Below are 3,531 nucleotides of genomic sequence, written 5' to 3'. Positions count from 1 at the left end.
TGGCGCGAGTGACGGGGCTCGAACCCGCGACCTCCGGCGTGACAGGCCGGCACTCTAACCGACTGAGCTACACCCGCACTTCATTTCAAGTCATCCGGAGCTTTCGCATCCTTTTCGAAACGGGCTGGCCGCTTCGATGAGCGGCTAACTAAGGGGTTCGCCTTTTAGTGTCAAGCAGGTTTGGAGACAAAACCATGACAGTCCGGAAATTGTTTTCAAAGCAAAGCCTAGAGCCCAGCGAGAGCGGCGGGCAGCGAGGCTCAGGCCGCCGGTCGTCCGCTGCATTTTACTGACGCTGGCAGCCGGTTAGGCCCGTCCGGCGTATTGCTCGTCGCTGACCTGCTCCATCCAGTCCGCAACGCTGCCGTTGAGTGATTCTTGGACCGCGATATGCGTCATCGCCGTTTCCGGGCTAGCGCCATGCCAATGTTTTTCACCGGGCGCGAACCAGACGGTGTCGCCCGGGCGAATCTCCTGAATTTCTCCTCCCCAGCTCTGAACGAGTCCCTTGCCCGACGTAACGATAAGCGTCTGCCCCAAGGGATGCGTGTGCCACGCGGTGCGTGCTCCCGGCTCGAACGTGACATGGGCGGCCCTCACCCGCGCCGGGTCCGGTGCTTCGATCAACGGATCCAGCCGCACGGCGCCGACAAAATAGTCGGAGGAACCTTTTGCCGAAGGCCGGGAACCGGCTGCCTTGATTTCCATGATGAGTCTCTCTTCGTTGATTGATCCGCTTCTGCAGAAGCTAGGTTATCGGTGACCTCATTTGAAGTGCAGCAGGGACGCGTTGCGCTCCGGTTTGCCATTGCCGCCCCTTAACAGGTCCACCGGACGGCGTTCTCGAAGAAGTAAGCCGCCGCCCTATTTTCCGGCGTGCGCGCTTGTCGGGTCGGTGTCCGGCTGATAGTCGCCGTGCGAGCTTTTTATTACGAATGGAGGATTCCCATGAAACAGCATTCTTTCGGCCGTATGCCGTTTTCGGTAAGCAATGTCGGCTTCGGCGCGTGGCAGATCGGCGGTTCCTGGGGCGATGTCAGCGAGGCTGATGGACGGGCGGCACTCAATGCCGCGCTCGACGCCGGCATGACCTTCATCGATACAGCCGACGTTTACGGTGACGGCCGATCGGAAAAGATCGTCGCCGAGGTCCTGAAGAGCCGTGGCGGCGTGCGCCCGATGGTGGCCACAAAGGCCGGGCGCCGGCTCAATCCACATGTCGCCGACGGCTACACCAAGGCCAACCTCGAAGGCTTCATCGAGCGCAGCCTGAAAAATCTGCAGGTCGATAGTCTCGATCTCGTGCAGCTTCATTGCCCGCCGACCGAAGTGCTTTACCGGCCGGAGGTGTTCGAGGGACTGAACGAACTGCAGAAGGCCGGCAAGATCAAGGGCTACGGCGTCAGCGTCTCGACGGTCGAGGAGGGATTGAAAGCAATCGAATTTCCGGGCGTTGAAAGCATCCAGATCATCTACAACATATTCCGCCAGCGTCCGGACCATCTGTTCTTCCCCGAAGCTCGTCAGAGGAACGTCGCCGTGATCGCGCGCGTGCCGCTCGCAAGCGGTCTGCTTTCCGGCAAGATCACCCGCGACACCAACTTCGCAAGCGACGACCATCGCAACTACAACCGCCATGGCGAAGCCTTCGATGTCGGCGAGACCTTCGCGGGCGTGCCGTTCGAAGTTGGCTTGCAGGCTGTCGAGGAGGTGCGCAAACTCGTGCCGCAGGGCGCCACCATGGCGGCCTTCGCGCTCCGGTGGATCCTCATGAATGATGCGGTCACCGTGGTTATCCCGGGCGCGCGCAACGCCGAACAGGCGAAAGCCAATGCGGCGGCTGCCAGCCTCGCGCCGTTGTCTCATGATGTGATGGAGGCCACCCGCGAAATCTACGAGCGGCTGGTTGCGCCGCATGTCCACCAGCGCTGGTAAACTGAACTGAAGACGGCTGACCACGCCCACTCCGTCATGCTCGGCCCTGTGCCGAGCATCTAACTCCTCGCGGCCAGCAGATCCTCGGCACAAGGCCGAGGATGACGGAAATCGGGCCCGCAACAAAGCAAAGGCCGGGCTTTCGCCCGGCCTTCTTATTTCGTCCGGTCGATGACGGCTCAGTTCGTCGCGGTCAGGGTGACCGGGAAGAACAGCGTCTCTCCGGAAGAATCGCTGACGCCATCGTTGTCGGTGACGGCATAGGCCTTGCCTGACGCGTCGAAGGTGAAGCCTTCGAGCTTGTCGAGCACGTAACCGTTGGTCGCGGTCTTCAGCTCGTTGAGGAAGTCGTGGGCTTCGGTCTTCTTGACGACCGGCAGGTCGCCACCGAGCTTGGCGGGCTTCAGGTCGGATATGGCGACCTTGTAGAGCTTCTTCAGCTTGGCTGCATCGCCGACGAGGTTATCGCGCTCGATGACGTAGACGCTGTCGCCATGGGCGGAGATTTCCGACAGGCCGACCCAGCCGTTCTCGGACTTGTCGAGCGGATAGCGCACGGCGCCCCATTCCTTGCTCTTCGGATTGTAGGAGACGAGCTTGACGAAGCCCTTCTCGTCATCCTTCCACTCGCGCTGAACTGCCATCCACAGCGTTGCATCGTCGCCGGAACCGATGATCGTGACACCTTCGAAACCGTAGCGGATCTCATTGTCCGTCAGTTCCTTCGGCAGCGCGACCTCTGCCTTGATCTCACCCTTCGGGTTGACGTGGTAGAGCGCATGCGGCAGCAGCTTCTCGGTGTTGCCTTCCGAAGCGAGCCAGAACCAGCCCTTGTCATCGACCGCGACACCTTCGATGTCGAGCTTCTGGGCAGCCGCGCCATCGCGCTTGACGACGAGCGCATCGGTGATGACGGCCGGCTTCTGTGTCGCGTCGATCGTGTAGATCATCGGCTGCATGCCGAGAACGCTGTCAGAGACGGCGAAGAGCTGGCCAGCTTTTTCCGGAACGGCAGCAAGGCCCGAAAGCGCTGCAAAGCCGATCGGATTGCCGTCCTTCTCCGCGGTGACGATCTGCGGATAGGCCTTCTCGCCTTCGGCACGCTCATAGATCATGACGTGCGAGCGCGGGCCGCCATCTTCGCCGAGATCGGTTTCGTTGGCAGTGGCGAAGAGGTTGCGCTGCGGGATGGCGATCGCACCTTCGGGACCAATGCCCGACGGCAGAAGCTGAACGAGCTGCGGCTCAGCGCCGGTGTCCTTGTAAACGCCGACGACCGAAGCGCGTTCGGCGAGAAGGAAGAAGTACTGGTCGCCCCCGAACTTCGCGAGCTCCAGGCCCTCCGGCTCGACGCCCTTGGCCGAGGAGCGGCCTTCCGGATAGTGGCCGGTGGTGGCAACGGCGCGCTCGAAGGAGGAGCCCGATTCGTAGAGGACCTTGCCGGTCTTGTCGAAGATGGTGAAGCCCCGCGAGCCGCCTTTATAATCGCCTTCATTGGCGACGACGAGACGGTTGTCGTCCAGCCACTTTACGGCGTCGGGCTCGCGAAGCACGCCCTTCAGTTCGCCGGTGAACTTCAGCGCGCCGTCCTTCTTC

The 3,531-nt window shown here is 61.6% G+C and carries 3 protein-coding genes and 1 tRNA gene; 1 reads left to right on the top strand and 3 read right to left on the bottom strand.

Going from position 1 to position 3,531, the window contains the following annotated elements; genetic code table 11:
- Both ACPYOJ_RS34040 and ACPYOJ_RS34035 read right to left on the bottom strand, forming a co-directional pair.
- Positions 1–77, bottom strand: a tRNA-Asp gene (locus tag ACPYOJ_RS34040).
- 229 nt (positions 78–306) lie between these two features.
- Positions 307–708, bottom strand: a complete 402-nt coding sequence (locus ACPYOJ_RS34035; protein WP_481420177.1) for a (R)-mandelonitrile lyase — start codon at positions 706–708, stop codon at positions 307–309.
- Between the two features lie 240 nt (positions 709–948).
- On the opposite strand from ACPYOJ_RS34035, the gene ACPYOJ_RS34030 reads away from it, so the two are divergent.
- Positions 949–1,935: an aldo/keto reductase gene (locus tag ACPYOJ_RS34030; RefSeq protein WP_481420176.1), complete on the top strand. Its 987-nt coding sequence runs from the start codon at positions 949–951 to the stop codon at positions 1,933–1,935.
- A gap of 179 nt (positions 1,936–2,114) precedes the next feature.
- Here ACPYOJ_RS34030 and ACPYOJ_RS34025 read toward each other — a convergent pair.
- On the bottom strand, positions 2,115–3,531 hold a 1,417-nt coding region (locus tag ACPYOJ_RS34025), incomplete at its 5' end, for an esterase-like activity of phytase family protein (protein WP_481420175.1).

This window comes from Rhizobium sp. SVR5-9E (genome assembly GCF_056755095.1).
This window is presented reverse-complemented; position numbering and strand designations above follow the sequence as displayed.

Coding starts and splice junctions, on each gene's coding strand:
- ACPYOJ_RS34035 (WP_481420177.1), bottom strand. CDS start 708: ATGGAAATCAAGGCAGCCGGTTCCCGGCCTTCGGCAAAAGGTTCCTCC.
- ACPYOJ_RS34030 (WP_481420176.1), top strand. CDS start 949: ATGAAACAGCATTCTTTCGGCCGTATGCCGTTTTCGGTAAGCAATGTC.